The 23621-nt window shown below is 57.4% G+C and carries 25 protein-coding genes and 1 riboswitch; of the genes, 4 read left to right on the forward strand and 21 right to left on the reverse strand.

The genetic code is table 11. From position 1 onward, the window contains the following. Positions 1-77: 77 nt before the first annotated feature. From ACR0MQ_RS13540 to ACR0MQ_RS13590, 11 genes are all read right to left on the reverse strand, one after another. Positions 78-809, reverse strand: coding sequence for an amino acid ABC transporter ATP-binding protein (locus ACR0MQ_RS13540; RefSeq protein ID WP_010437537.1), 732 nt, complete (start codon positions 807-809; stop codon positions 78-80). Next, positions 809-1642 carry an amino acid ABC transporter permease gene (locus tag ACR0MQ_RS13545; protein WP_170771157.1) on the reverse strand — a complete coding sequence of 278 codons (834 nt, stop codon included), beginning with the start codon at positions 1640-1642 and terminating at the stop codon, positions 809-811. Before ACR0MQ_RS13545 ends, ACR0MQ_RS13540 begins: the two co-directional genes overlap by 1 nt. Before the next feature lies 1 nt (position 1643). Beyond that, entirely contained in the window at positions 1644-2459 is an 816-nt protein-coding gene (locus tag ACR0MQ_RS13550; RefSeq protein ID WP_170771154.1) for an ABC transporter substrate-binding protein, read from the reverse strand. A 229-nt stretch (positions 2460-2688) separates the two neighbouring features. Then, on the reverse strand, positions 2689-3420 hold the full coding sequence (gene thiD, locus ACR0MQ_RS13555; RefSeq protein WP_480608763.1) for a bifunctional hydroxymethylpyrimidine kinase/phosphomethylpyrimidine kinase: 732 nt from the start codon (positions 3418-3420) through the stop codon (positions 2689-2691). Then, positions 3417-4382 carry a ThiF family adenylyltransferase gene (locus ACR0MQ_RS13560; RefSeq protein WP_480608765.1) on the reverse strand — a complete coding sequence of 322 codons (966 nt, stop codon included), beginning with the start codon at positions 4380-4382 and terminating at the stop codon, positions 3417-3419. The genes thiD and ACR0MQ_RS13560 overlap by 4 nt, the downstream gene beginning before the upstream one ends. Then, on the reverse strand, positions 4379-4972 hold the full coding sequence (locus tag ACR0MQ_RS13565; RefSeq protein ID WP_480608767.1) for a thiamine phosphate synthase: 594 nt from the start codon (positions 4970-4972) through the stop codon (positions 4379-4381). Before ACR0MQ_RS13565 ends, ACR0MQ_RS13560 begins: the two co-directional genes overlap by 4 nt. Further along, positions 4972-5739, reverse strand: coding sequence for a thiazole synthase (locus ACR0MQ_RS13570; protein WP_480608769.1), 768 nt, complete (start codon positions 5737-5739; stop codon positions 4972-4974). The genes ACR0MQ_RS13565 and ACR0MQ_RS13570 overlap by 1 nt, the downstream gene beginning before the upstream one ends. A 1-nt stretch (position 5740) precedes the next feature. Beyond that, positions 5741-5938 carry a sulfur carrier protein ThiS gene (gene thiS, locus ACR0MQ_RS13575; protein WP_010437546.1) on the reverse strand — a complete coding sequence of 66 codons (198 nt, stop codon included), beginning with the start codon at positions 5936-5938 and terminating at the stop codon, positions 5741-5743. Then, positions 5907-6875 carry an FAD-dependent oxidoreductase gene (locus tag ACR0MQ_RS13580; RefSeq protein ID WP_480608771.1) on the reverse strand — a complete coding sequence of 323 codons (969 nt, stop codon included), beginning with the start codon at positions 6873-6875 and terminating at the stop codon, positions 5907-5909. The genes thiS and ACR0MQ_RS13580 overlap by 32 nt, the downstream gene beginning before the upstream one ends. Beyond that, entirely contained in the window at positions 6872-8671 is a 1800-nt protein-coding gene (gene thiC / locus ACR0MQ_RS13585; RefSeq protein WP_480608773.1) for a phosphomethylpyrimidine synthase ThiC, read from the reverse strand. Before thiC ends, ACR0MQ_RS13580 begins: the two co-directional genes overlap by 4 nt. 101 nt (positions 8672-8772) lie before the next feature. Then, positions 8773-8893, reverse strand: a riboswitch (TPP riboswitch). Between the two features lie 293 nt (positions 8894-9186). Further along, positions 9187-10578 carry an aminotransferase class III-fold pyridoxal phosphate-dependent enzyme gene (locus ACR0MQ_RS13590; protein ID WP_170771137.1) on the reverse strand — a complete coding sequence of 464 codons (1392 nt, stop codon included), beginning with the start codon at positions 10576-10578 and terminating at the stop codon, positions 9187-9189. Positions 10579-10797: 219 nt separating this feature from the next. On the opposite strand from ACR0MQ_RS13590, the gene ACR0MQ_RS13595 reads away from it, so the two are divergent. Then, positions 10798-12426: an acyl-CoA synthetase gene (locus tag ACR0MQ_RS13595; protein ID WP_480608775.1), complete on the forward strand. Its 1629-nt coding sequence runs from the start codon at positions 10798-10800 to the stop codon at positions 12424-12426. Here the strand turns inward: ACR0MQ_RS13595 and ACR0MQ_RS13600 are convergent. The 9 genes from ACR0MQ_RS13600 to hmgA form a co-directional block, all read right to left on the reverse strand. Beyond that, positions 12423-12755: a DOPA 4,5-dioxygenase family protein gene (locus ACR0MQ_RS13600; protein WP_170771132.1), complete on the reverse strand. Its 333-nt coding sequence runs from the start codon at positions 12753-12755 to the stop codon at positions 12423-12425. The two genes, ACR0MQ_RS13595 and ACR0MQ_RS13600, sit on opposite strands and share 4 nt — an antisense overlap. A gap of 88 nt (positions 12756-12843) precedes the next feature. After that, positions 12844-13482, reverse strand: a complete 639-nt coding sequence (maiA, locus tag ACR0MQ_RS13605; protein ID WP_170771129.1) for a maleylacetoacetate isomerase — start codon at positions 13480-13482, stop codon at positions 12844-12846. 7 nt (positions 13483-13489) lie between these two features. Beyond that, positions 13490-14032 carry a VOC family protein gene (locus ACR0MQ_RS13610; protein WP_010437557.1) on the reverse strand — a complete coding sequence of 181 codons (543 nt, stop codon included), beginning with the start codon at positions 14030-14032 and terminating at the stop codon, positions 13490-13492. Positions 14033-14037: 5 nt separating this feature from the next. Continuing rightward, complete coding sequence (locus ACR0MQ_RS13615) at positions 14038-14235, reverse strand: DUF2783 domain-containing protein (RefSeq protein ID WP_170475713.1); 198 nt, start codon at positions 14233-14235, stop codon at positions 14038-14040. Between the two features lie 5 nt (positions 14236-14240). After that, a complete protein-coding gene (locus ACR0MQ_RS13620; RefSeq protein ID WP_480608778.1) occupies positions 14241-15851 on the reverse strand; it encodes an FAD-dependent oxidoreductase in 1611 nt (536 codons plus the stop codon). A 134-nt stretch (positions 15852-15985) separates the two neighbouring features. Next, positions 15986-16936, reverse strand: coding sequence for an MBL fold metallo-hydrolase (locus tag ACR0MQ_RS13625; protein ID WP_039541551.1), 951 nt, complete (start codon positions 16934-16936; stop codon positions 15986-15988). Between the two features lie 3 nt (positions 16937-16939). Beyond that, on the reverse strand, positions 16940-17296 hold the full coding sequence (locus tag ACR0MQ_RS13630; RefSeq protein ID WP_170771124.1) for a VOC family protein: 357 nt from the start codon (positions 17294-17296) through the stop codon (positions 16940-16942). A 3-nt stretch (positions 17297-17299) separates the two neighbouring features. Continuing rightward, positions 17300-18556: a fumarylacetoacetase gene (gene fahA / locus ACR0MQ_RS13635; RefSeq protein ID WP_480608780.1), complete on the reverse strand. Its 1257-nt coding sequence runs from the start codon at positions 18554-18556 to the stop codon at positions 17300-17302. Positions 18557-18622: 66 nt separating this feature from the next. Then, complete coding sequence (gene hmgA, locus ACR0MQ_RS13640; RefSeq protein WP_480608782.1) at positions 18623-19978, reverse strand: homogentisate 1,2-dioxygenase; 1356 nt, start codon at positions 19976-19978, stop codon at positions 18623-18625. 58 nt (positions 19979-20036) lie between these two features. Between hmgA and ACR0MQ_RS13645 the strand changes: the two genes are divergently transcribed. From ACR0MQ_RS13645 to ACR0MQ_RS13655, 3 genes are all read left to right on the forward strand, one after another. Continuing rightward, the gene (locus tag ACR0MQ_RS13645) at positions 20037-20489 is read left to right on the forward strand and encodes a MarR family winged helix-turn-helix transcriptional regulator (RefSeq protein WP_170475727.1); all 453 of its coding nucleotides are present in this window, start codon (positions 20037-20039) and stop codon (positions 20487-20489) included. A gap of 62 nt (positions 20490-20551) precedes the next feature. Then, on the forward strand, positions 20552-21787 hold the full coding sequence (locus tag ACR0MQ_RS13650) for an adenylate/guanylate cyclase domain-containing protein (protein WP_480608785.1): 1236 nt from the start codon (positions 20552-20554) through the stop codon (positions 21785-21787). A gap of 194 nt (positions 21788-21981) precedes the next feature. Further along, the gene (locus ACR0MQ_RS13655) at positions 21982-22695 is read left to right on the forward strand and encodes a DNA/RNA non-specific endonuclease (RefSeq protein ID WP_170475731.1); all 714 of its coding nucleotides are present in this window, start codon (positions 21982-21984) and stop codon (positions 22693-22695) included. Here ACR0MQ_RS13655 and ACR0MQ_RS13660 read toward each other — a convergent pair. Continuing rightward, on the reverse strand, positions 22692-23501 hold the full coding sequence (locus tag ACR0MQ_RS13660) for a division plane positioning ATPase MipZ (protein WP_010437571.1): 810 nt from the start codon (positions 23499-23501) through the stop codon (positions 22692-22694). The two genes, ACR0MQ_RS13655 and ACR0MQ_RS13660, sit on opposite strands and share 4 nt — an antisense overlap. Positions 23502-23621 lie beyond the last annotated feature (120 nt).

The following is a 23621-nucleotide window of genomic DNA, read 5'->3' on the forward strand; positions in this document are numbered from 1 at the left end:
TTGTTCTTATATGTTCTTGACCCTCAAAGAGTCGAGTCCTTGAGGGCCAGATCGTCAGGGATTCAGAGCCCGGGCGCTTACTTCAACGCCCGCGCCAAAAAGGCCTGCGTGGTCTGGTGCGAGGGGTGGTCGAACACCGCTTCGGGCGGGCCTTCTTCGATGATCCGACCGCTGTCGAGGAAACAGATCTTATCGGCGGCCTCGCGGGCAAAGCCCATTTCATGCGTGGCCATCACCATCGTCATGCCCTGTTTCTTCAGCATCAGCAGAACATCCAGCACCTCGCCCACCAGTTGCGGGTCGAGGGCCGATGTGATCTCATCAAACAGCATGACCTCGGGCTGCATGGCCAAGGCGCGCACGATGGCGACGCGCTGCTGCTGACCGCCCGACAACTGGTCGGGATAATTATGCATCCGGTCGGCCAGTCCGAACCGGGCGAAGAGCGCCTCGACCTCGGGCTGCAATTCGGCGCGCGTCAGCCCGCGCACCCGGCGCGGGGCAAGCATGACATTTTCCAGCGCGGTCATATGCGGAAACAGGTTGAAGCTTTGGAACACAATCCCGATCCGGGCGCGCACCGATTGCGGGTTCAGACCGGGGATCGAGATATCCTCGCCATCCAGAAAGATCGCGCCGTCTTCGATGGGTTCCAGCAGGTTGATGCAGCGCAACAGGGTGGACTTGCCCGACCCGGATGCGCCGATCAGGCAGACCATTTGGCCCTCATCAACGGTCAGGTTGATCCCGTCACAGACCGTGCGGTCGCCAAAGCGTTTCACTACGCCCTGAAGTTCCAGTTTTGGCATCAGCGCCTCTCTCGCATTTGGCGGGCCATCAGGTGATCGGCGTAGCGGGTGGCCGGAATGGTGACGATCAGGAAGATAATCGCGGCCCCCACATAAGGGGTGAAATTCGCCAGCAGTGATTTGAACACCCCGGCCTGACGGAAGATTTCGACCGGACCGATGAAGCTGAGCAGCGAGACGTCCTTTTGCAGAGCAATCAGCATGTTCATCTGTGATGGCACCACGTTGCGGATGGCCTGCGGTAACACCACGTCGCGCATCACTTGCCGCTCTGTCAGGCCTAGCGACAAAGCTGCGGCGCGCTGGCTGTGATGAACGCTGTCGATGCCGGAACGGAAGATTTCGGCCACATAGGCCGAATAGGTCAGGATCAGCGCCAGCGAGCCCCAGATGTAAGGCGAATTCCATGGACGCGGCAGGCCTAGCCCCGGAATACCGAAGCCGATCAGATAGACCGTCAGGATCACTGGCACGCCGCGGAAAATGTCGGTGAACGCCGCGCCAAAGATGCGCAGAGGAAACAGGGCGGGGGATTTGGCATCCCGCGCCAATGCGATCAGCAGCCCAAGCACCGCGATGGCCGGTGCGGACCACAAAAAGATCATCACGTTGATCCGAAACGCCTCAAGCAGTTTCGGGAAGGTTTTGACCAATGTCTCGCCGTTGAAAAAGCTCTGCTGAACCTTCGACCAGCCCGGCGCCAACGGCACCAGAAAGTAAATCGCGGCCACAACTGTGACCGTACTTATCGTGGCGATCACCAACGACCTGCGCCGTTGGTGCGCCTCGTACCGTTCGCGGCGGGTCATCCCCGCCGCCTTGTGATCTGCCATGTTACTTGATCAGAGGGACACCGGTGGTGTCCTGCAGCCATACGGCTTCGATCTCGGCCAATTTGCCGTTTGCTGCGAGTGCTGCCAGCGCCTCGTCCACGCAGGCTTTTAGCGGGTTGCCTTCTTCCATCAGCATGCCGAAATGATCGGGGTTGTCATTTTCATCCGCCGGGAACTGACCGATGACTTTCGAGCCTTCGATCATAACCGCGCTGAGGAACAGGGCGGTGGGCAGGTCGAACAGCGCCGCATCGATCTGGTTGGCCGTCATCGCGGCGTTCACATCCGCATTGTCGCCATAAAGCAGCGGATCGCTGTCGGGCTGGATGATGCTGGCCAGTTTCGGAACCGCCGTGGTGGACCCAACAGCCCCCCATTGCAGACCTTTCAACGCTTCGAGCGTTGGGGCAGTTTCGGTTGAATTGGGGCTGACTAGAACCGCCATCGGGGCGGTGTAGTAAGGGGCAGAGAAATCAACCACCTGATCCCGTTCGGGCGTGATCGAATATTGCTGCATGTTGACGTCGAATTCCTTGGCGCCAGGTTGGATCGCCTCGTCGAAGGACGAGCGGACCCAGACCACATCATCAGCTGCGAACCCCATTTCTTCAGCCACGGCATAAGCAACGGCTGCCTCGAACCCCTCGCCACTTTCGGGCGCGTCATCAAGTACCCAAGGGTAATAGGCAGGGTTGCCTGTTGCGATGGTGAATTTGCCGTCTGTCAGTGTCTTGCCAGCGGCGCATTGGTCCTGCGCATATGCTGCCGTCGAGAGAAACAGAACCGTACTTGCCGCGATCGTGAGTGTCTTGGACATCCGAGTGAATCCTCCTGTTGGATCATTTTGCCGCTACGGTAGTTCTGCCGGTCGGGCCTGTCCAGCAGATGCGTAGCTATTGGGCTTCGACTGGATTCGATTTCTATCTTATTTCAGATGATCGAAAGCCCGCTTACACAGCAGCAACAAATTTCGGGAATGAGTTCCAAAGTGGCTGGTGCTGTGTCGAGGCCGAATGTCCGTTTTGGCAAAACCGGTATCGAAGATATCAGATGTTGATTGCCTCGCGGAGGTAGTTATGGACGAATGATTTTGCCCTCTTACATGCTAAAAGAAGATCGTTCCCCTGGATCAGGCCGCAGGCGATCGCCGTGGCCATCGCGCAGCCTGTGCCGCGCATCGTTGCTACTTCGAGCCTCGGTGCCGTCAGGATATTCTGCTCTGCAAGTGTGTACAGATGATCGACGGAGGTCTCACCCGATGCATGGCCTCCCTTGATCAACACGGCCTGTGCTCCATCGGACAAAAGCCAATCTGCCTGTGCCGCGATCTGGTCGTCGGTCTCCGCCACGGGATATCCTGAGAGCGCTGCCGCTTCGAGTAGGTTCGGGGTGACAAGCTGGGCCTGCGACAGCAGCGTTCTGGGAAACTGACCCAACATGAGCTGACGCCCCGAGCTGGATTTTAGCACCGGGTCCAGGACAATGGGGCACGATTGCCTTTGGATGGCGTTGCCAACCGCATCAGCAATTTCTTCATTGCCAAGCATGCCGATCTTGATGGCAGCAGGAGCGGTTGTGGCCAATGCGGCTTTGATCTGGCTGGCGATCATTTCCGTCGATATGAGCTGGGTATTGAACACCATATCATCTGATTGAGCGGTCACCGCCGTGACAATGGGAAGGACCTGACATCCAAGTTTTTGGGCCACCCAGGCATCTCGGATCAGGCCTGCGCCCCCGCTACTGTCGGTTCCGCCGATTATCATGATCGGCTTCATTTACAGGCCCTCGCAGCCAACAAAGCGAGGTTGGTTTCACCCTGCGCCTGCAAGCCCTTTGCCGCCCGCCAAGCTCGTAATCCGCTTTGGCAGCACAAGACTACCCTTTGCCTTGAAAACGGAAACTGATCGCGCAACTCGGCTTCGGAAATGCGCTCAGCTTCTGGGCGGATTTTCTTAGGTGCTTCGTGATGGCTCCTCAGTTCAATGATCAGGTCAGAACATTGCAACATCGGTTCTGCGATGAAAGGGATTGCAGTTTCGGGTTCTGGGTTACCCAGAAAGCTGAACCCACCAAAATGCATTCCAGAAAGATCTGCTGTTATCATCTGCCCTAATGCTGGCTGTGTACCCAAAAGGACTTTGATCGCGATCTGTGCCTGCAATGCGCCGATGACGCCTACCACGGGCCCCAGCACACCTGCAGTTGCGCAGGTCGCTCCGGTTGCGGGCAATTCAGGGAACACGGCACGTAGAGACGGTGCGCCCCCGCAAAACCCGCCGACATATCCGGTTTGCCCCAGAACGCTTGCTGAGACGAGCGGCGTATCTTCAACCAGACAGGCATCTGACAAGATATATGAGGCCGCGAAACTGTCCGCCGCGTCGATCACTAGATCCGCCTTGGCTGCGATCTCTGGTGCTCTAGTTGGGCCGATCGACTCTACATTTGCTGAAACTTCCACCTGTGGATTGAGCGCGCGCAGAGCATCGCGCGCGGCAAGTGCTTTAGGCTTGCCGATATCCGGCATGCCATAAAGTGGTTGGCGGTGCAGGTTGCTTTCTTCGACCTCATCCGGATCAAAGATCGAGATCTTCCCAATGCCTGCGCCCACCAGGTATTGCAGGACAGGGCAGCCTAACCCGCCAGCCCCGACGACCGCGACATGTGCTTTGCCCAATCTGGTCTGACCGGCCTCGCCGATTTCGGGCAACTGCATCTGGCGGGCATACCTGCTCATGTGTTGCACACCCGCAACCATTCGCGCGTGCGGGCTTCGGGGTCGGCGGACCTTTGAATGTCTGTCACCACGGCGGCACTATCCGCACCGGCGGCAAAAACACCGGACGCACGCTCTGGGGTCAGCCCGCCAATTGCGACTAACGGGACGGTTCCGGCCCTTGTTTTCCATCGGGTCACACGGTCCAATCCCTGCGGCTTCCATTTCATTTTTTTCAGTAGAGTCGAATAGACCGGGCCAAGCGCCACATAGGCTGGATCGGAGGATAAGGCACGGTCAAGTTCGGCTTCGTCATGAGTGGAGAGTCCAATACGCACGCCCGCACGACGAAGGGCCGCAAAATCGGCAGTGTCCATATCCTCCTGCCCTAGGTGGACAAAGTTACAATTGAGATCCAAGGCCACCTGCCAGTAGTCATTCACCACAAGTTGGGCTTGATGGACGGCACAGATGTCGCGGGCTCGGGCGATCTGACGACGAACTTCGGGCTCTGGCGTATCCTTGATGCGCAATTGCACAAGCTTCACGCCCTGAGGCACCAACAGTTCCAACCGCCCCACATGGCCCGTGATCAGATAGAACCGTTCCATCACATCAACTCCGCGAGGCCGAGTACGGGAGTGGAAGGCACGGCCACATCTCTCCGATCAATTGGATCAGAGATAAAACCCGCACGCCCGGCCTCGACCGCCAGGGCCATGGCTCGTGCCATGCCGACGGGATCGCCCGCCTTGGCCACCGCGGTATTGAGCAGGATCGCATCCATACCCAATTCCATGGCCTGTACCGCATCAGAGGGTCGTCCGATTCCGGCATCGACGATCAGAGGAACATCCGGAAAATGCGCACGCATCGTCCGCAGAGCATCAGGCGTGCGCAACCCTTGGCCTGAACCGATGGGCGCTCCCCAAGGCATTAGGACTTCGCATCCCGCTTCCAGCAGCTTCTCACCCACAATCAGGTCATCCGTCATGTATGGGAAAACTTTGAAACCATCGGTCGTCAGAATACGTGCGGCTTCGACCAAGGCGAAGACATCCGGCTGAAGATTATCCGCGTGGCCAATCACCTCCAGCTTGATCCAATCGGTTGCAAAAAGTTCACGAGCCATTTGTCCGGTTGTCACGGCCTCTTGCACCGAATGGCACCCGGCAGTGTTGGGCAGGATGTGGGCACCCGTTGCACGTAGCATGTCCCAGAACCCTGCGCCTGTCCCATCCGCTGTTTCGCGACGCAGGCTGACAGTGACCACCTCGCAACCACTGGCGCGGATCGCTTGGTGCAGAATTGCGGGAGATGGGTATTGCGCAGTGCCTAGAAACATAGGCACCGTAATATCGACATCGTAGATTTTCATGTCAGCCCCCTTGCATCGGGGCCAAAACTTCCAGCCGGTCGCCTATGTTCAACACGGTTACGCTGCGCGCAGACGCCGGTACAAACTGGCCATTTAGCGCCGTCGCGATGGCGGGGCTGATAAAGCCAAGCTCGACAAGCGCAGCGTCCAGCGTTTCGGCAGATACTTCATGCGCTTTGGCATTCACAGTGATGTGCATGTTTCGTCTCCGGAATGAGATGTTGGACCACCCTGGCCGCCATTGCCGGGGCCAGAAGGAAGCCGTGACGATAAAGACCGTTCAGATGCAGAGTGTCGCCAAACTGAACAACGCGAGGAAGGTTGTCAGGAAAGGCCGGGCGTAACCCGCTACCGGTCTCTATGACGCTGGCTTCTGCGAAACCAGGGTGGATGGCAAAGGCCGCAGCAAGTAGTTCGGAAAGCGAACGCAGGGTTACCGGACGCTCGGACGAGCTTTCGATCATTGTGCCGCCGATCATAAAGTGGTTGTCCCCACGCGGGACGAGGTAGAGCGGAATGCGCGGATGCAATAGGCGGATGGTTCGGCTGATCGTGACCTCCGGGCAATGCAGTATCGCCATCTCACCGCGCACTGGGCGCAGATCGGACAGAGCGGCTTGAATACCTGTGCAATCCAGATCGACATGCCCCGGTGCTTTGGTTCCAAGAAGGATCTCAACACCCAGAGCCTGCGCTGCCTCGGCCAGATCCCGCAGGGCGCGTCGCGGATCCAGGTGGGCCTCGGATTCATAAAACAACCCGTGCGAAAACCGGCCTGCTAAAGACGGTTCCAAGGCGCTGATGTCAGCGACGTCCATCTCACGATACCCGAAGGTGCGCCGGGCAAAGCGCGTCAACTCTGCCCTGTCGCGGGCCGGGGCGACCACCAACGTACCATGACGGGTGACGGGTGTGATGTCCGCCCACCAATCAGCCGCCCCCGCACCAAGAGTGATAACTTCTTCCTCGGCATTTTCACGTTCGCACCACGGAGCCAACATGCCACCGGCGAACCGGGAAACGCTCCCATCTCCGATCTCGGTGCGGGCTTCGTACACGCGTACCCGGACCCCCGCCCGCGCAAGCTCCAAGGCTGAGGTGAGGCCGGCGAGACCGGCCCCCGCGATCGTAATCATTCGCTCGGTTCCTCGACGGGCATATAAAGATCGCCCCCCTCGCGGTATTTTGCAGCCATGGCCTCCATCCCCTCTCTTTGCGCTTCGGCACGGATGTCATGGGAAATCCGCATCGAGCAGAACTTAGGCCCGCACATGGAGCAGAAATGCGCTACTTTATGGGCCTGTTTGGGCAAGGTCTGGTCATGAAAATCGCGTGCAGTGTCAGGATCAAGCGACAGGTTGAACTGGTCCTCCCAGCGGAATTCGAACCGCGCCCGGCTTAGCGCATCATCGCGTCGCTGTGCGCCAGGCAGCCCTTTGGCCAGATCGGCAGCATGCGCGGCGATTTTGTATGTGATCACTCCAGTTTTGACGTCATCGCGGTCTGGTAGGCCCAGATGCTCTTTGGGCGTGACGTAGCATAGCATGGCGCAACCGAACCAACCGATCATCGCAGCGCCAATACCGCTCGTGATGTGATCATAACCCGGCGCGATATCGGTGGTAAGCGGCCCAAGCGTATAGAAAGGCGCTTCGTGGCAGCATTCCAACTGCTTATCCATGTTCTCCTTGATCGTGTGCATGGCCACATGGCCCGGCCCTTCGATCATCACCTGGCAGTCTTTGGCCCAGGCAATTTTCGTCAGCTCACCCAAGGTCTCTAGCTCAGCAAATTGCGCCTCATCATTGGCGTCGGCGATCGAGCCAGGGCGCAACCCGTCACCCAAGCTGAAGGCCACATCATACCGACGGCAGATGTCGCAAATCTCTTCGAAGTGTTCATAAAGAAACGACTCCTTGTGGTGATGCAGGCACCACTTGGCCATGATCGAGCCGCCGCGCGAGACAATGCCAGTCACACGGTTGACCGTCATGGGGACCATATGCAGGCGTACACCCGCGTGGATGGTGAAATAGTCCACGCCCTGTTCGGCCTGCTCGATCAGAGTATCGCGAAAGACTTCCCAGGTCAGATCCTCGGCAATACCGTTCACCTTTTCCAGCGCCTGATACATCGGGACAGTCCCGATCGGCACTGGGGAATTGCGAATGATCCATTCGCGGGTGTTATGGATGTTGCGCCCGGTTGAGAGATCCATAACCGTATCGGCACCCCAGCGGATGGCCCAGACCATCTTGTCGACCTCTTCCTCCATGCTGGAGGTCACGGCGGACGTTCCCATATTGGCATTCACCTTTACCAAAAAGTTTCGACCGATGATCATCGGTTCGGTTTCTGGGTGGTTGATATTGGCCGGGATGATCGCACGCCCTGCGGCAATTTCAGAGCGGACAAATTCAGGCGTCACATAGTCGGGGATATTGGCCCCAAAGTCGTTCCCGTCCCGATGGCAAGGTGACGTTTCGCGCAGCTGGTTTTCGCGGATCGCCGCAAACTCCATTTCTGGGGTGACGATCCCGGCCCGTGCATAGGCCAATTGAGTCGGAGCCAACCCATCCTTACCACGCAGCGGTCGTGTCTTGACTGGAAATTCAGGTGTCAGCTTGTCCATGTGAACAAAGCCGTTATCGGCATCAGTGATCTCGCGCCCTTCATATTTTTCGACATCACCGCGCGCCTTGATCCATTCGGCGCGCACTGGTGCCAGACCCTGCCTAATGTCCGTCAGCACTCTCGGATCGGTGTAAGGGCCTGAACTGTCATAGACAGGCAGCGGAGCTTCACCGGCTGTCGGATGAGTCGAAATTTCGCGCATCGGTACGCGGATGTCGGAATGCAACTCGCCAGCGACGTAGATTTTGCGCGATGCGGGCATTTCATCGGTGGTAATTTTTGGGTTTGGTACGTTCACTTTGGCGCTCCTCAAGCTCAGGTCTCAAAAAGACACCAGAAGAGTTTGGGAGGAGGCAAAGGCAAAACGTGCCTTGTGTTCCGGTTGCGCAAGCCAGAATGGGCTGTGCGACCTTAGCTTCCTACGCCAGTGTCAACTGGGTCAGGTTCAAAGGGTCGCATCACCGGGTTCTCACCCAATCAGCCTCTCAGTCCCTTGGGCGGGACTCCCCTGCGTAGGTTTGCGATAGGATGGAACAGCCGGTTTGTAAAGTCTAAGAAACAACCTTTCGCGCAATCGCAGTGAAAGCACACCTTGTCCGGATAGCGGGCAATCAGGCGGGTCGGTCTGACGACAGTTTCAGTTGGGATTGAAGCGCTCAATCAACACTGCCGGAAAACGTATTGGCTAAATCGAGAATAGTGTCGATGCTCTACACCGACCCGAGCGGCCTTTACCCACGGAGATGTCCGAAAAAGAAACCCGCCAAAATTTGGCGGGTTTCGGTGCTCTAGTGGGTAGCTTGTATTGTAGGATCAGCCGAAGACACGCCCCAACGCGCCGTCTACGGCGTCTGTGATCTGGTCGATATCGTCCGCTGTTGCGATCAGCGCTGGCGAGAAGCATAGCGTGTTGTTGCGGCTGGGGATCGAACGGTTGGTAACACCGATGATAACACCCTGCGCCATACAGTCAGCCACGACGGCCTGTGCCTGCTTTTCGTCCACCGGCTCTTTGGAACCGCGATCCGCAACCAGTTCGGCACCCAGGAACAGGCCTTTGCCACGCACGTCGCCGATAACCTTGTGCTTTTCCATCAGTGCCTGCAGGTTGCCCATCATACGATCACCCATGTCGATGCAGTTCTGCAGCAGGTTTTCGTCTTGAATGATGCGCATGTTCTCAACCGCCGCAGCCGGACCGGCGGTGCAGCCGCCAAAGGTCGAGATATCGCGGAAATAGCTCATCGGGTCTGACGCGTCGTCCTTGAACATGTCAAAGACTTCCTCGGTGGTTACCATGCAGGCAATCGCGGCATAACCCGAGGCAACGCCCTTGGCCATGGTCACGAAGTCAGGTTTGATGCCGTATTGCTGGTATCCGAACCAAGTGCCGGTCCGGCCAACGCCGCAGACAACCTCGTCAATGTGCAGCAGCACGTCGTATTTCTTGCAGATTTCCTGCACGCGGGGCCAATAGCCTTCGGGCGCTTCGATGACGCCACCGCCTGCGGTCACCGGCTCAAGGCACAGGGCGCCAACGGTGTCGGGGCCTTCGCGCAGGATGACCTCTTCGATCTGGTTGGCAGCCCATTCACCAAAGTTCTCTCCCGGTGCGCCGTCCAGCTCGTGCTTGCGGTATTCCATGCAATGCGGAACGCGCACAAAATCGGGTGCAAAGGGGCCGTATTGCGCGGTGCGCTCGTCCTGACCGCCTGCTGACATCGTCGCCAAGGTCGAGCCGTGGTAGTCGCGGTCTCGATACAGGATTTTGGTCTTCTTGCCGCCGTACTTCTTGTGCGCGATCTGGCGGATCATTTTGAACGCCTTCTCGTTCGCCTCGGAGCCCGAGTTCGTGTAGTACACGCGGCTCATGCCCGGCATCTTGTCGATCAGCATTTCCGCGAAATTCGAACCGGGGATCGAGCCTGCGGTATTGGCGAAATAGCACAGCTTCATCAGCTGGTCATAAACCGCCTTACAGATGGATTCGCGACCATAGCCGACGTTGACAGTCCAGACCCCGCCAGAGACAGCATCCAGATGCTCCTTGCCCTTCTGGTCCCAAACGCGCATCCCCTTGCCTTCGACAATGATACGGGGGTCATTGGTCTCAAAAGGCTTATGCTGGATCAGGTGATGCCAGATGTGGGCGCGGTCAGCTTCGACAACGCGGGAAAGATCGTTTTCGTTGAACGTGCCGTCCATGACATGTCCTTTCAAAATAGGGCGCACGGGAATCAGAGCATCCCTGTGGGCGCAAAGTGACGTGATACTGCAGATCAACGCGAATGGTGCGCGTGAAGTAGGGCCAGATTAGCCCATAGGATATCTCCAGTGTACCAGAATCGCGTATTAATACGGGTTTGTTCTGGCGTAAACTTTGTGCTCAATACGCCAATCTGTCGAGTTTGGGAGGATCGCCGGATGACAGCCACACCAATTTACCAGCAACATCTGGATAAAACCCCTGCGAATTTCACGCCTCTGTCTCCGCTCAGCTATCTTGAGCGGACGGCGGCAGTGTATCCGGATTACCCATCCGTGGTGTATGGTGAGCGCCGGTATAGCTGGGCTGATACCTATGAGCGCAGCCGACGACTGGCCGGCGCGCTGACTGCGCGTGGCGTGGGCGTGGGAGATTCGGTGTCGATCATCGCGGCCAATATTCCCGAGCTTTATGAGGCGCATTTTGGCGTGCCCATGGCGGGCGCAGTGCTGAACGCGATTAACACGCGGCTCGATGCGCCGATCATCGCCTTTATTCTGAACCATGCCGAAGCCAAGGTTCTGCTGGTTGATCCCGAGTTTTCAGGCGTTGTGAAGCAGGCGTTAGGGCAGGTGGATCATGACATTCTGATGATCGATATCGAAGATGCCAGCTTTGACGGTGGCGAACGGTTGGGCGATTTGACCTATGAGGGGCTGCTGGCCGAGGGCGATCCGGAGTTCGATTGGTCTTTGCCCGCAGATGAATGGGACGCGATCGCGCTGAACTATACCTCGGGCACAACAGGCAACCCCAAGGGTGTGGTCTATCACCACCGCGGCGCGGCGCTGAACGCGACGTCGAACATTTTGACATGGGGGATGCCGCAGCATTCGGTCTATTTGTGGACGCTGCCGATGTTCCACTGCAATGGCTGGTGCTTCCCGTGGACCATGGCGGCAAATGCGGGCACCTCCGTCTGTCTGCGCGCCGTGCGCGAAGAACCCATCTATCGCGCGTTCCGTGAAGAGGGCGTAACCCATTTCTGCGGCGCGCCGATTGTGCTGAACATGCTGGCCAACGCGCCGGATCACCTCAGGGATTTCACGCAGCAGATCAGGGCGATGACCGCTGGTGCTCCGCCGCCTGCAAAGGTGATCGAAGCGATGGAAGGGATGGGGGTCGAGGTTACCCATGTCTATGGTCTGACCGAGACCTATGGCCCGTCTGTCGTCTGCGCCTGGAAGGACGAATGGAACGAGAAGGGCGCAGAAGACCGCGCTGCGCTGAAGGTGCGTCAGGGGGTGAAATATGTCGCCCTGTCCGGCCTGATGGTGGCTGACCCCGAGACGATGGAGCCCGTGCCTTCGGATGGCGAAACCATGGGCGAGATTTTCATGCAGGGTAACATCGTGATGAAGGGCTATCTCAAGAACGCCGAGGCGACGGACAAGGCCTTCAAAGGCGGTTGGTTTGCTTCAGGCGATCTGGGCGTGATGCACCCGGACGGATATATCGCGCTGAAGGATCGGTCCAAGGATATCATCATCTCGGGCGGCGAGAATATCTCATCCGTTGAGGTCGAAGACACGCTTTATAAACACCCGGCTGTGATGGAGGCAGCGGTGGTGGCCCGCCCGGATGAGAAATGGGGTGAAACGCCGTGCGCATTTGTTGAATTGAAACCGCAGGCAGAGGCGAATGAGGCGGATATCATCACTTTCTGCCGGGATCATATGGCCCACTTCAAAGCGCCCAAGACGGTTGTTTTCGGTGCGTTGCCGAAAACGTCGACGGGGAAAATTCAGAAGTTCATCTTGCGCGACCGGGCGCGGGAGCTGGGTTAATCGAAGATCGACAGATCAAGATCCAGCATCTCGCCCATCCAAATGGCGCGATCCCGGTGATCGGCCAAGTGATCGCCGGTTTCTGGATGCGTAAAGATGGTCAGCCCTTGCCGGTTCAGGATCAGCCAGGGAAAGACCTGATCAAAGGCTTCGGCGGGAAAGCCCAGCTGGCAACTCCAACGCGGATGAGGGCCAACGTTGTGCGCATGCATGCGGCCCATCTGCACGCTGGGGAACAGCCGCGCGGCCTCCTCGCAGACCTGCTGCGCCGTTTCATGTGTGTCGGCGTCGAAATAGACATGGGCGTGGTAGCCGGTGATCTCGGGCATGGGGGTCTCCGTCTGACGTTGTACAGAAACATAAGGGCGGCGCGAGGATTTGTGCACCCACACTGCCAAACAGACCCTGTGCACCGGTTCAGAGCGGAGTGTGCAGATCGGGATGGGCTGCGGCAAAGGCGGAATGCTCGGCGCAGACGGTCTCGACTGCTGTCAGGCGTGGCATGTCGGATAGATCAACTTCCCACCGGCGCGCATTATAAAGCTGTGGGATCAGGCAGATATCGGCCAGACCGGGGGTGTCTCCGGTGCAGAACGGGGATTGATCAAAGCCGCTCAGCAGCGATTCAAACGCCAGCAGACCCGGCCGGATGAAGTGGCGCATCCAGTCGCCGGGCATGTCGCCTGTGCCATTGCTAAGCGCGGTGGCATGTTTGGCAACCGACAGGTTGCAGACCGGATGGATATCCACCGCGATGCTGTGCGCCAATGCCCGCGCCGCGGCTCGCTTGGTCGGATCGGTTGGCAGCAGGCCCAGATCGCGGGTTTCATCCAGATAATCGATGATCGCCAGCGATTGGGTTAATCGAACCCCATCGATATCCAGCACCGGGACCAAACCCTGCGGGTTGCGTTCCAAATGATCCGAGGCGCGATGCGCCCCGTTCACCAGATCAACGATGACCGGGCGATAGGTGATCCCGGCTAAATTGAGCGCAATCCGCACCCGGTAACTGGCGGACGAGCGCCAGTAGTCAAACAGAACCACTTCGGACATATGATGGTCAGCCTTTGCTTAGTTCCTTGGCATGCAGCCAGTCGGCATGCTGAGGGGCTCGTTTGGTGCGCGACCATTCTTCGAGCATATCCCATTTCACCGAATCCAGCCGGGCCAGCATGGCCTCTTCCTCGGGGTCGGGGCAAGCCAGTTCAACGCGGTGGCCGTTTGGGTCGAAGAAATAGATCGAGTGAAAGATCGAATGATCCGTGACACCCAGAACTTCGACCCCGTTGGCTTCGAGGTGGTCCTTGAACGCGATCAACTCATCGCGGTCCTTCACCTTGAAGGCGATGTGCTGCACCCAAATCGGCGTGTTGGGATCGCGCCCCATCTCCGGCTTGGTTGGCAGTTCAAAAAACGCCAGCACGTTTCCGTTTCCAGCATCCAGGAACAGGTGCATGTAAGGGTCGGGCTCGTGGGTCGAGGGCACATGGTCTTCGGCAATCGCCAGAATGAAGTCCATGTTCAGCATCTTGCCGTACCATTCCACCGTCTCTTTCGCATCCTTGCAGCGATAGGCGACGTGGTGAATTTGATCGATTTTCATGAGGCTTACTCCTGTTTCAGCGTTGCGGCCTCAAGCGCCTGCTTCAAGATTGCATTGTCGCCAATGTGGTTCGCCAGTACCAGCACGAGGCGTGCGTTGAACGCATCGCTTTCGGATTTCTCAAGCCCTTCATGGGCCGCCACCAAATCGGCATAGAAATCGTCGGCCTGGGTCAGGTTGGGTGAGAGGATCAGATCGGCCATGTCGCTTACTCCTTGCCTGTGGCGCGGCGCACCGCGTGCCGGAATGCGTTTTCTTCGTAAGTGTCGCGGCGGGCGGCCACGTGCTGATCGGGACGGATCAGGTAGACTGCTCCGGTCGCATCGCCCAGATAGCGGCGCTTCAGCGTCAGGGTCGGGTCGTCTTTGACCGAGAGTGCCAGGCGTTTGACGGTGATCCCATCGACCTCGATCTCATCCGGCGCATCGGCGTCGATGGTCAACAGCGTGAACTGTCCAGCCAGTTTAGGCAGCAGAAAGTCATCACCCAAAGGCGCATCGGGACAGGACGCTCCGGGGCGCGTCTGCAATGGTCCGTTCAACGCGTCCGCCGAATTCAGTGGCGAGCCGTCATAGACGCAAGGCACGCTGAGCCGACCTGAATTCACCATCGGTCGGGCAAAATCATAATGTTCACTCAGGTCCAATACCGCATCGCGCAGGATGCGGGACATCTGCGATTTCGGGGTGATGAAATCGGTCGAGCGGGTCGAGTTCAGGATATTCTCGTCCGCGCCGTGAATGCGTTCCTGATCGTAGCTGCCCAGCAGCGACTCTGGCGCTTTGCCGTCAATCACCAGTTTCAGCTTCCAGCACAGGTTGTCGGTGTCCTGAACGCCAGAGTTTGCACCCCGTGCACCAAACGGGCTGACCTGATGCGCGCTGTCGCCTGCAAAGATCACTCGGCCGTGGCGGAATTGCTCCATCCGGCGGCACTGGAAGGTGTAGATGCTGACCCATTCCAGTTCGAAATTGACGTCCTCACCCAGCATGGCCTTGAGGCGCGGGATTACGTTTTCCGGGCGCTTTTCGCGCTCTTTGTCGATATCCCAACCCAGTTGCAGATCAATGCGCCAGACGCCATCGGGTTGCTTGTGCAGCAGCGCCGATTGGCCTTTGTTGAAGGGCGGATCGAACCAGAACCAGCGTTCCGAGGGGAAATCGGCCTCCATGATCACATCGGCGATCAGGAAGTTGTCCTCGAACACGCGGCCCACGAAATCCTTGCCCATCATGGCGCGCATAGGTGAGCCCGCGCCGTCGCAGGCGATCACCCAATCCGCCTCGATGGTGTACGAACCCTCGGGCGTTTCGACCTCAAGCTTGACGTGATCAGGGTGGGTTCCGACTGCTTCAACCTTGTTGCGGCCGCGGATTTTGATCGGAGCGCCCTGAGCCTGCAATTCGCGCACGCGGTCGACCAGAAACTGCTCGAAATAGTATTGCTGCAGGTTGATGAAGGCCGGGCGCTGATCGCCGCTGTCGGGCTGCAGGTCGAACTCATAGACCTGACGTTCGTCGAAGAACACTTTGCCCTTATTCCAAAGAACACCCTTGTCCACCATCGGCTGTCCGCAGCCCAGACGGTCGAGGATTTCCAGCGGGCGTTTGGCAAAGCAAATGGCGCGGCTGCCGAAGCTGACTTTGTCATTGTCGTCCAGCACCAGCACCTCGACGCCTTGCTGGGCCAGATCAATGGCGGCGGCCAGACCCACCGGACCGGCCCCGACAACGATGACCTTGTGGCGCACGGGCGCGGGCGCGGATTGGTCCGGGCTGGCCTCGTAAGCATAAAGTGGAACTTCAAAGATCTTGTTCACTCTCTCTCTCCCATTTCTGGCGCATCGGGCGCACCGCATCTGTTCTCCGGCACAGTTGCGCCGGAGGTCTCGCGTTAGAGTTTCACCGTCAAATCCGGGCCGCCACGATCTGGATCAAATTCGGCCCGGAAATCTTAGCCCTGCAGGGCCTCCCACATCTCCAGATCGCGCTGGGCGGTCCAGATACGGGGTGTGTCGATGCCGCGCGCCTCATCATAGGCGCGGGCCACGTTGAACGGCAGGCAATGTTCGTAGATTGCGTAATCGGCGAATTTGGGGTCGCATTCGGCGCGAACCGCGTCCCATGCTTCTTTCAGGCTGCCACCGCGCGCTGCGACCTTGGCCGCCGGGCGATAGGTGCTTTCTACGAAATCGCGAGTGTTCTCGATTGCCGCATTGACCATGTCCTTACCGACCAATGCGTCGCCGCGTCCCGGAGCGATAGCGTCCACGTCAAACCACTTGATCTCATCCAGCGTATCGCCCCAGTCGCTGAAATGCCCGTCGCCGCAATAGCATGCCGAGTGGTATTCGACGATATCACCGGTGAACATGACATTCTGATCGGGCACATGGATGACGATATCGCCTGCCGTATGGGCGCGGCCCAGATGCATCAGGTCGATCCGGCGGTTGCCCAGATAAACGGTCATGGTGTCGCTGAATGTGGTGGTGGGCCATGTGAGGCCCGGGATGCTCTCATGCCCTTCGAACAGGCGGGGGAAGCGTTGGAATTCGCTGTCCCAATCCTCCTGACCCCGTTCAACAACCATGGCGCGAGCCATGTCCGACATCAGGATTTGCTGCGCGCCAAAAGCGCTGGCGCCGAGCACACGAACAGCGTGGTAATGCGTTAGCGCCACATGGGTGATCGGCTTGTCCGTGACCGAGCGCACGCATTCGATCACCTTGTTGGCCAGACGCGGGGTCGCCTGCGCCTCGACAATCATCACGCTGTCATCGCCGATGATCACGCCCGAGTTTGGGTCGCCTTCGGCGGTGAAGGCGTAAAGCCCTTCGCCCACCTCGGTGAAGCTGATTTTCTTTTCCGACATGTCCCCCTGGGACGCGAATGCCTTGGCCATTTCTCAATCCTTTTGCAAAAACTCGAGCCGGTTTCCGAAAGGGTCTTCGGTGAAAAACCGGCGGCGGTCATTTAGTGTTGTGTCCCAGCGCAATTTCTGACCGTAACTTTCGATCTGAGCGGCGATCGCCTCCAGATCATCGACGGCGAAACCCGGATGGGCTTTGCGGGCTGGTGAGAAGTCTTTCTCGACACCCAAGTGAAGTTCGCACTGACCCAGCGCCAGCCAGAGGCCACCACGCGCGCGCAGGGCTTCGGGCTTTTGCAGTTCGCTCAACCCCAGAGCATCGCACCAGAATTTCCGGGCGGTGGATTCGCCACCTTCGGGAAGCGCGATCTGGATATGGTCGAGCCCAAACATCAATCAGCGCGCATAAGGGTCGCTTAACGCTGGCAGCACAGTGCCCACGCAATCGCCGAAGCCGATGGTGTAGCCGTCGCCCTTGGCCGCGCCGGTCAGAGTCATGGTGTCACCATCTTCGATAAAACTGCGGGTTTCGCCGGTGTCTAGCGTCAGCGGTTCTTTCCCGCCCCAGCTGAGTTCCAGCAATGAGCCGCGTTCCGGTTTGGTTGGGCCCGAAATGGTGCCGGATCCCAGCAGGTCGCCTGTGTTCATGGGGCAGCCAGACGTTGAGTGATGCGCCAACTGCTGTGCCGCTGAGTAGTACATCTCGCGGTAATTGGTTCGCGCGATGGTCGTGGCGTCTTTGCCTTCGGGTGCCATGGTCACGGCCAGATCAATGTCATACAGCATCGGTCCACAATCTTTCAGGTGATCCAACAGGGCAAACTCACGATCCGGCGTGTCGCAGCGAAATGGCTCCAGCGCCGCTTTGGTCACGATCCACGGGCTGATCGCGGTCGCTGTCGCCTTGGCCTGAAACGGCCCCAGCGGTTGGTATTCCCACGCCTGAATATCGCGCGCGGACCAGTCATTCAGCAGGACGTATCCAAAGATGTTGTCATCGGCTTCCTGCACAGAAATCGGGCCGTCAGACGGTGTGCCGACGATCGCACCCATCTCAAGTTCGATGTCAAAGCGGCGGCACGGCAGATAGGCGGGCAGGTCCTGATCGGGGGATTTCAGTTGACCCCAAGGGCGGCGGATATCGGTGCCCGAAACAACCACCGACGAGGCGCGCCCGTTATAGCCGATGGGGATGTGCAGCCAGTTCGGTGGCAGCGCATTTTCAGCGCCACGGAACATGGTGCCAACGTTCTGGGCGTGATGGCGTCCCGCGTAGAAGTCGGTGTATTCGCTGACGGCAAAGGGCATATGCATCTCGGCCTCGTCCTGCGGGATCAGCAGGCCTTCGATCTTGTGCTGCGCGTCTGAGCCTTCGGCCAGCAGAGCGATCAGGCGGTCGCGCAAGGCAGCCCATACGGCAGGGCCTTCTTCCATCAACGGATTCCAAAACGGCAGATCAAAGAGCGGCTCGTCCGAGAGTGCGATTAGCCCATCGACCTCGGCGGCGGTGACGTCAAAGATCATGTCACCGATAGCCACCCCACAGCGGGGCTCAGTGCTTTCTGTAGAGAATACGCCATAAGGTAGGTTGTTCAGTGGAAATGGGTGATCGGCGGAATTGGCCGATGAGACCCAGGAATTAATTAAAGGCATCTTGTCTCCAAACCTTTGTTCGAGGCCAAGATTTTTCGACGAAAAATCTTAGGACTTGAGCGGTACTTACTTCTTGCCGGGGGTTCCGTCGAATTTCTTTTCGATGTCGCTCCAGCAATCGATGTAATCGTCCTGCAGCGGGGCCTCGGTTGCGGCAAAACCGGTCAGGTGCTGCGGGAAGCGGGTTTCGAACATGAAAGACATGGTGTTTTCCAACTTATCCGGGCCGAGGTTCGAATTCGACGCCTTTTCAAAAGCCTCCTTGTCGGGTCCGTGTGGGATCATCATGTTATGCAGGCTCATGCCGCCCGGGATGAACCCTTGCGGTTTGGCGTCGTACTGACCGTAGATGTTGCCCATCAGTTCGGACATGATGTTTTTGTGATACCAGGGTGGGCGGAACGTGTCTTCCATCACCATCCAGCGCTCGCGGAACAGCACAAAGTCGATATTGGCCGTGCCCGGCTGGCCTGAGGGTGCGGTGAGGACGGTAAAGATCGACGGATCGGGATGGTCGAACAGGATCGCTCCGACCGGGCAATAGGTGCTCAGATCGTATTTGTAAGGCGTGTAATTGCCATGCCATGCAACCACATCCAGCGGGCTGTGACCGATCTTGGTGGTGTGAAACTGCCCGCACCATTTGATCGTCACGGTCGAGGGCACCTCGCGATCCTCAAACGCTGCCACCGGAGCTTTGAAGTCGCGTGGGTTCGCCATGCAGTTGGCCCCAATCGGTCCGCGCCCGGGTAGTTCGAACTTCTGTCCGTAATTCTCGCAAACAAAACCGCGCGCGGGGCCTTCCAGCACTTCGACGCGATAGAGCAGCCCACGTGGGATAATCGCGATCTCCTTCGGTTCCAGATCGATGATACCCATTTCAGTGGCAAATCGAAGCCGACCCTCCTGCGGGACGACTAGCAATTCTGAATCTGCCGAGAAAAAGTACTCGTCCACCATCGTTTCTGTGACCAGATAGATGTGGCTGGCCATGCCAACTTGGGTATTCACGTCCCCGGCCGTGGTCATGGTGCGCATGCCGGTCAACCAGGTCAGGCCTTCATCCGAATGTGGCACTGGATCCCAGCGGTATTGGCCCAGAGAGATCACGTCCGGATCAATGCAGGGAGCTGATTTCCAGTAAGGCAGGTCGATTTTCACATACCGATGCGAATGCTTCACCGATGGCCGGATGCGATAGCACCACGTGCGTTCGGGCGGGTTGGCAGTGAAGGCGGTGCCGCTCAGTTGTTCACCATATAACCCATAGTTACATTTCTGCGGGCTGTTCATGCCCTGCGGCAGCGCGCCGGGCAGGGCTTCGGTCTCAAAGTCATTGCCAAAGCCGGGCATATAGCCGGGATGGGTTCCGACAGGGGTGCTAGCCTGGGTCATCTTATGCGGATCGGTGGGGCGATTCATCGGGCGCTCCTTCAAGTTGCTGCTTGTCGGATAATAGTTGATTTTGTAACTAACAAGGATGACACAACAGAATAATGACGAAAAAGATGAGTTTGATTTGCGAAATTTCCTGCCATTCCTGTTGAATCAGGCGGCCGAGGAAAGCTCGCTCGAATTTCAGCGCGTCTACAAGAATCGATATGGGATGTTGCGTACCGAATGGCGGGTGCTGTTTCACCTTGGGAATTATGGTGAGATGACGGCCAAGGAAATCGGCTTGCGCGCGAAGATCCATAAGACCAAAGTCAGCCGCGCTGTGCGCAAGCTTGAACAGCGCCGATATCTGAAACGGACGCGGGACGAAAACGACCGCAGAGTTGAAAGACTGACGCTGACAACCTCTGGCCAGAGTGTGTATCGTGAGCTACGCGGAATTGCGCGCGATTATGACGCCAAGCTTGCAGCCCATTTTACGACCGGCGAAGCCGCATTGCTGCGCATGATGCTGCGACGTCTAGCTGGAATGGAATAGCACTCTGGTAATCTGGGGCAATGATCCCCAGATCAACGCCATAACAAACACAGGACTGTGAAATGACCAAGCCGGAGTCCCCAACGGCAAAATCCCATAATCTGATCGATTGGCTTGTTGCCCGAGGTTTGGAAGGGGCCGACAAAGAAGAGCTGCTGGACGGTTACTGCAACCGACTGGTCGATCTTGGCGTGCCTTTGATGCGGTTCCACGCAGCGCAACCGGCTTTGCACCCGGTCTACGGTGGCACTGGATACAGCTGGTATCAGGATCGGGGCGGTGATTTCCAAACTTTCGAATACTCCGAGGAGCCCAGCGAAGTTTGGACCAAAAGCCCGCTCTATGTCATTCTGAACGAGGACGTCGACGCGATCCGCGAACGTCTGATCGATCAGAATGAGCCCAGTAGATTTCCATTGCTGAATGAATTGCGGGAAAACGGTGCCACGGACTATTACGCGACTGGTATTAGCTTTGACGTGCCCAGCCAAACCAACCCGCACGATGCAAAAATGTCTATTGATGGCGTGCTGATGTCCTGGGCCAGCAACGCGCCCGAAGGGTTCGGGGACGATGATCTGGAAGTGATCGAAACTGCGCTGCCGCATCTGGGCTTGGCACTGAAATCAGCCTCGAATGCGCGGGTGTCAAAAGACTTGATGCGCGTTTATCTGGGGCGCGACGCCGGGCGGCGGGTCTTGTCCGGCGAAATCCGCCGGGGGTCTTTGCAGCAGATCGACGCGGTAATTTGGAATTTTGACCTCGAAGGGTTCACGAGCTTGTCGGAAGAACTTCCGGGGATTGAAGTCATTGACATGTTGAATGACTACCTCGCTGCTGTGGTGGATGTGGTTCATCAATGTGATGGAAATATTCTGAAATTTATGGGCGACGGGGTTATGGCGATGTTTGATGTGGGCGAAATTGATGCCGACGCCCGTGCCGCTCTGGCTGCCGCGACAATGCTTCAGGAGCGTATGGCCGAGCTGAATAGCCTGCGCAAAGAGCGCGGGCAGCCGGTTTCGAACTATACGTTAGCCCTGCATGCGGGCGAGATTCTTTATGGCAATATCGGTGCCGACAGCCGTCTTGATTTTACCGTCATCGGCCCGACCGTGAACCAGACATCCCGTATCGCCGGGATGCATCGTTCGTTGGGGCAACGAATATTGATCTCGGATGATGTGGCCCGTGCGGCTCAGCCTTGCGATCAGGAACTGATCTCAGTTGGGCGCTATATGCTGCGAGGTGTGGCAGAGCCGAAAGAGCTGTTTACGGTCTACCATGCAGCGAACTAGATCGTGATAGGCGATAAAATATCCCGGGTGTAGGCTTCCGATGCGGAGTTGGTTGACGTAGAGGCGACCGAAAATCTATCATTGTACCGGAACGGAGCTTTTCTTCAGTTCTTGATACAACATTGAACTATCGCAATTTAGAAAAATGCAACTCTTTAGTTTTGGTATTGATCAGTTGGGAACCTGTACGAGTGATGGCACTAAAAATTCCAAAATTCTCAGTGGATTATGCCCCGAGCGATAAGGTTTATGGTGGCAGAGCCGCGACCGCTACTCTTACATCGACCTGCCTAAATCGAGGGCAGAGTGCAAGCAAAAGCGATTGTGTGATCGTTGATGAATTCAATACAAACTGGAATGTGCGCGACTTCATCAAGATTTCAGATGTTACCGCCGCTGTTTCCAGCCTTGATGTCAAAAAGATCGAACGAATGCGATCGGTCGATTCCATACTCAAAGAGCTCAAGCTCACGGGTATACTTGAACTTGCGGATTACGCGGAACTGAACTCGCAGCGGTGGGTTCGTGGCCACTTATTAGCGCAAAAACTGGGTGGGTCCGGAAAATCCGAAAACTTGGTGCCGCTGGATCGCAACAAAAATGCTGTTATGGAGAAGTTTGAAACCTCTTTATACAATTTTTTCAAAGCCGCAAAAAACGCTGAGAAAATGTCGGCTAGTAAACACTATGTTCGTGTTGAGCTGAAAATCAAAGCCGAAGGCAATATGTCACCCTGGTTCAGCAATTGTTCTGATAGAGTAAAAAGAAAGTTAAGAAAACTCCCAGAGAAAATCACCTACAAGATTAAGACAGAGTACGTTGAAGCGAGCACGGGCAAAGCTCAATCAGCCCCGCCCAACAAGAACTACCCTAGACCTTTAAAGGCTCCACCACCGTTGAGCCTCTAAAAATCGATCTCAACCCCCGGCAGGTTCAATTCTTTCATCATGTCGCGCAATTCCTGCCGCGCCGCAATGTTCGAGATATTGAGCTGTTTGACGCCAATATCCTTGAGGTCCAGCAGGGTCAGCCCGCGCGGGAAAAGTTCGCGGAAGATAACCCGTTCAGAGAAACCAGATGCCACCCGGAAACCGATGCGCTGCGACAGCATCTCGATGGCGCGTTGCATCTTTTCCTTATTGACCATGCGCTGCGTCCCGACCCGGTTACGCACCACCACCCAGTCGATCGGTTTCAAGCCGGCCTGAGCACGCAATTGGCGGGCGTTCCAAACCATTTCGGAATAGACCGACGGACCAAGGATTTTCTCACCCTTGGAATCGATCCGCGCCAGCAAGTCGAAATCGATGAAACTGTCGTTCAGCGGCGTAACCAGCGTATCGGCCAGTGAATGGGCCACCTGGCTGAGGCGCGTATGCGATCCGGGGCAATCGATCAGGATAAAATCGCTGTCACTTTCCAGCTCTGCAACGGCAGCCGACAGGCGGTGGTCATATATATTCTCGCCGGGTTTCAGCGCGCTGGCGTCAATCTCGGGCAGGTCGTGATGGCGCGGACTGGGCAGAGACAGGTCCGAGCCGTTGAGGAAGTTCAGGCGATTCTCGAAATACCGGCCCAGACTGCGCTGCCGCAAGTCGAGATCAAGCGTGCTGACCTTATGCCCCAGTCGAGCCAGGGCAGTGGCAACATGCATTGACACGGTCGATTTACCTGCGCCGCCTTTTTCGTTCCCGACCACGATGATATGTGCCATGCCTGTATTCCCAAGTCCCGCCGTGTTTATCTACACGTTGTGGCAGCCACTATATGTTGTGTGAGCGTGGAAGGGAAGAACCTCGGGCCGTCCCGAGTAGCTTTATCAGGCTCTATTTTG

The sequence above is a fragment of the Ruegeria sp. AN6 genome, assembly GCF_056540425.1.